General features: G+C 44.6%; 6 protein-coding genes. 1 reads left to right on the top strand and 5 read right to left on the bottom strand.

From position 1 onward, the window contains the following. Positions 1–256 precede the first annotated feature (256 nt). The 5 genes from MKMG_RS10655 to MKMG_RS10675 all read right to left on the bottom strand — a co-directional run bounded on the left by MKMG_RS10655 (position 257) and on the right by MKMG_RS10675 (position 3,744). Positions 257–556, bottom strand: a complete 300-nt coding sequence (locus MKMG_RS10655; protein WP_254059171.1) for a type II toxin-antitoxin system RelE/ParE family toxin — start codon at positions 554–556, stop codon at positions 257–259. Beyond that, the gene (locus MKMG_RS10660; protein ID WP_254059172.1) at positions 531–731 is read right to left on the bottom strand and encodes a hypothetical protein; all 201 of its coding nucleotides are present in this window, start codon (positions 729–731) and stop codon (positions 531–533) included. The genes MKMG_RS10655 and MKMG_RS10660 overlap by 26 nt, the downstream gene beginning before the upstream one ends. 434 nt (positions 732–1,165) lie before the next feature. Next, positions 1,166–1,858: a glucose-6-phosphate isomerase family protein gene (locus MKMG_RS10665; protein WP_165077869.1), complete on the bottom strand. Its 693-nt coding sequence runs from the start codon at positions 1,856–1,858 to the stop codon at positions 1,166–1,168. 614 nt (positions 1,859–2,472) lie between these two features. Then, positions 2,473–2,955 carry a hypothetical protein gene (locus tag MKMG_RS10670; RefSeq protein ID WP_165077870.1) on the bottom strand — a complete coding sequence of 161 codons (483 nt, stop codon included), beginning with the start codon at positions 2,953–2,955 and terminating at the stop codon, positions 2,473–2,475. Positions 2,956–3,519: 564 nt separating this feature from the next. Continuing rightward, entirely contained in the window at positions 3,520–3,744 is a 225-nt protein-coding gene (locus MKMG_RS10675) for a hypothetical protein (protein WP_254059173.1), read from the bottom strand. Between the two features lie 411 nt (positions 3,745–4,155). Here MKMG_RS10675 and MKMG_RS10680 point away from each other — a divergent pair, with 411 nt between their 5' ends. Next, positions 4,156–4,392 carry a type II toxin-antitoxin system HicB family antitoxin gene (locus MKMG_RS10680; protein WP_165077872.1) on the top strand — a complete coding sequence of 79 codons (237 nt, stop codon included), beginning with the start codon at positions 4,156–4,158 and terminating at the stop codon, positions 4,390–4,392. The last annotated feature ends 236 nt before the right edge of the window (positions 4,393–4,628 follow it).

Raw genomic sequence — 4,628 nt, forward strand, 5'->3', positions numbered from 1 at the left:
TAACAAGATAGCCTGCATCAAGTGGCAATTTACGACGGATGATGCACGAATAAAACTATCTCGTCTTTATCCGACATTTGAGGCTTGACTTGGCACTAGTTCCCCGGAATCCTGATGATGAACCGGCATCTGTTCTTCCGGAGAGGATAAGGTCTGATAAGGTGCAGCGGGCTGCGGAAGAGAGAGCCAGAAAAAAGGGCCGGAATAAACTCAAATACCGCGAAAAAGGCATAGATATTACAAAAATCCACCGGGATTAATATTTCCTGTATATTTTCTTCCGGTGACCTGCCTCAATCACATGAATCACCATCACATTGTCCTCAATATTAAGAATCACGCGGTAACTTCCCACACGAAGAGAATAAAACGGAGGATTTTTGTTGCCTTTTAATTTTTTGACGTATTTTGTGGGATTATCTTCACGAGAAAGGGATTTTAATTCCAGATAAACTTCTTTGGCGATATTTTTCGGAAGCTCTGCAAGACTCTTTTTTGCACGCTTTGTCACCAGAACAGAATAACTCATATCAATGAAGACCCAGTTCTTCTGCAACGTCTTCTAAGGAATAAACTCTTCCTGCTTTTATATCGGCCAGTGATTCTTCTATCGCCTGTATCGTTGCATCGCTTAATGGTTCATCGTCAACGCAATCTTCAACAAGGCGCTTAATTACATCTTCATAAGACTCCTTCGGATGCACCTTTAACTCCGATAGTTTATCCCTCATATCCGTGCTTATCCTGATTGATGTAATGGTGGACATACACGGACATATGTCGGCATACATACATATACCTGACGGACGTTCTCATTTTTGAATTTGAACAATTCTCTGTTTTTCTGATCTCTGATTTGCTATAACAGTCAAAAATCCACGTTGACAAATCGTTTTTGTGTATGATTACCACAGGCATCATGCGGGTTTTCAACGGGCAGTGAATTGACCTTCTGAGAAAGGCACTTTTGTTACATCTGTTGTGTCCCACATAGTCACATATCTACCTCATGTGTGGCAATTCACGTGTTCGTTGTTTCATCAGGTTTGAGGTCAACTACCCACGACTAAAGTCGTGGGCTTCCTGCCTGCTTTCTCCGTGACACGCAGCTTTGCCGGATTACATAGGGCGTCCGGCCCGCCGGAAACAGACAGGACCAAGTCAGTCACCTGCCTGCGATCTTCTCCGGCTCATTGAGAAACGAGAGATCAGCAGAGCCGGAGATGAGTGCATATATATCCATGCCATGCCTGATACCCGGTTCCGGTGCGTCCCGTGCGGATTGTTCCCTGAACGGGGAAGCCGCCAGGTACCGCGGGTTTTTCTCCCAGCCGTTCTTTTCCATACCATAAAACGCCCCGCCCTGCATCTCCTCATACAACGCATACTCACTTTCAAACCGGGTCGAGACCAGATTTGCCATGACGAGCACCTCTTCACCGGGGTTGATGCTCACATGTCCATAGCCGGGTGGAATCATTACAAATTCACCGGCAGATGCGGCGACTGCCACCACATCAGAGAGATCCTTTCGCTGGAGAAGAAAGTGCGCCTCGCCCGAGAGCACCTGGTAGAGTTCCGGGTAGCCGATGCCGGAAGGAGAGTCGGGGTGGTAATGCCCCTTGGTCTTGACGTACTCACCGCCGAGGACTGCCGGAGGGATGACCGTGATGTCATACCGTAAATTCTGGCGGGAAAGAATATCACGATCGTCTGCACTCATCGCGAGATCGCGGTACATGTAGTAGAGTGGGGTGGCCGGATCCAGTTCACCATCCGGAGCTGCCAGCACACCAGCCATATCACCAACCGTTCGCAGTGACGGTTCAGGAAGCACACCCTTCCAGTAACGGTCCATGCTCAGTGTATGGGATTGTGCAATATTTATAATATCCATTTTGGATTCATATTTAATGGTATTTCATTAACGGCCACGTGGGAACAGACATTATTTAGCTATTGACTGAACTGAAAATGTCATTCAGACAAAATGGCATGAGAGAGCAGTGTTCATAACCGCAATGAGAAACAGGAAAAATCGATGTAACGGTGGGAAAAATCCGATAACAGCTATCTGAAGTCAGATACTGCATAAATCCCTGGAAAATGCTCAAAAAACAATCCACACAGAAGGACGGAGCGGGCAGATCTCACCACAAGACATGCCATACACCCTCTGCAACATACCCGTCAACAGCGTTCGTCCACAAATCCACCAACAGCCCCGAATCCAGCAAATAACAGATATAATAGCCACATTTTTCCGACAGTAAAACAGAGCACAAAAAACGTCAGTTCTGCCCCCGATTCCCTAAAAACAGGGATGAATCACTGATGGTTCTGGCATTTTCCAGGCCAGCCCATGCCACAATGTGTGGACCGGATGGTGTCATTCCCATACAGGGAGATGTGTACTTTGGTGAGAGAGAGGAGGATAGTAAACTACCGCTACCGGGATCGCGGCACTTCAGCTTACGGATTCACATTCAGTTTGTCTGCATTTTTCACATTTTTATCAGAATGTTCGTCAAACAAGTCTGTCATTTCATCGGTTATAATTTTCATAATGTAATTTTTTGGGAACAGTGTTTTATTATGGATAAAATCACAAACATCACCTTTAGTAAGGTTATTTTCCTCATTTATTTTCGGGAAGATTTCATTATTACATATCGTCCGGGTTGCAATTTTAATATAATTCCATCGATATTCCCGGTATTTTAATTCCCAAAATCCCCATGCTAAAAAAAGGATGATGGTAAGGGCAGCAATAAGGACAGGTACGTTTCCATTACAAAGGGTTTGTCCATCTTTAACTGATATTCCGGATAATATCGGAGCAAGAAAAACAATAATGGAAGTGACATATATTGTGACAAATTGTGCCCGGTGATTTAAAACATTTAATGCTTTATCCTTATAAAAATTGAATATGTGTGAATTCTGAATGTCCACAATTTACACTCCAATTAATGAAAGAATTGTTCTTTTGCCAATTTATCGTAAGTTTCATTATTGATACGGTAATCCTTTGAAGACAACAACCGATCCCCATATTGATCGATAAGATACCTCATGATAAAAAAACAAACGAGTATAGCACCAAATCCACCATATATCCCCAGTATATTAAATAAGGCGATTGCAATTGCAGATGTAACCACAACCAGGAATACTAACAGAAGCACAAATTTTTCGGTGCAATTTACTCCATGAAATATCAATTTAATCACGCTAAAGTATTACAAATTTAGTGGAGCCAAACTATTTATAATCACTGGCGGAATGCAATGTTGAGTGGAGCCTGTCCTGCCAGCAATCCCACCAATTTATCTATCTCGTCCGTCTCAATATAGACATCAATGTCATTATGAATCACCTCCGGGCAGGAAAGCAATGATCTGAATGGATACATTTTGTTCCACATGGAACATATTTGAACTAATAGATAAGGGAGTGTGTATACCTTTCCTAGACAGATTTAATCTCCTCCCACACCTCTGCTGTGTCACTCGCCCGTCATGATATCTTCCGGGTCAACGGCGACAAATTCCCCGGCACTGTCTCAGTCTCATTGATCATCTTCCAGTCCCGGTAGTCCCGCTCGCGACGGACCATCCCGGCAAGCAGTTCGTCGTAACTCTGTCCGGCATCCTTCAGGTCATGGAGGTTCCTCCAGGTGGGCTCTTTCACGGGGATGCGCTTGATCGTATTTTTGCCGGTTTCACTCGTGCCGGAAGACATACTTGTGTATTGATATGCAGGGCATTTTACGTTTGTGCATATGTGCCACAATGTGCACACGTGCCATATTGCAGTTCCTGATTCGGGCAGACATACTATTACAACAGTGTCTGCGTGTTTCATACCAGAGTGCCAGCCGGATGGGCTTGCTTCCTCCCCCTCCACGTTGATGAGCCGGAAGGTTGCACTCCAGGATGCTCAAACGAGATGGAGGGATGAACATATACATACTTCATATCGGGAGATGCTGCACCGCAGTGTATACTATTGATTCCGGAGACCATGGAGTTCTGGTTCATGCTGTCATGACAATCAAACAGGCGCATACCATTATTTCTGAATCAAAAAGTACGAGGCAGAATTTTAATATCATATGCACATGAATAGACTACTTGTTAACGGGTAGATATAATGACAAAAATGCGGTTTACCGTTTCAATATGGGAAGAGGAAGGGGTGTATGTATCCAGATGTCAGGAACTGGAGGTTGCCAGTTGCGGAGATTCACCACAGGATGCACTCGACAACATCCATGAAGCTATAGAGTTATATCTGGAAAATGCACGGGCCCTTGGCATTATCAAGGATCTGGAACCTGCATTAACGTCCCGGCACAAATTTACCTCGGTAATTGAGGTCGAGGGATGACAAAACTCCCCCTGATTTCATCAGATAATCCGGTGCCACGTGGAACGCTCATCTCAATTCTTAAACAGGCTAATCTTACAAGAGATAAATTTTTTGAGCTGAATTAAACCTATTCTGCCCTATCGTTCCGATACCGCTCGTACAGAAGGAAAAATACCCCGTGCCGATCCAGGAATTCACCCGTGAACTACCTCTGGGCTAAAGACCCAGAGGCTTCCTGCTTCATTCCCCAGACT

The sequence above is a fragment of the Methanogenium sp. MK-MG genome (genome assembly GCF_009914725.1).
Taxonomy (GTDB): domain Archaea; phylum Halobacteriota; class Methanomicrobia; order Methanomicrobiales; family Methanomicrobiaceae; genus Methanogenium.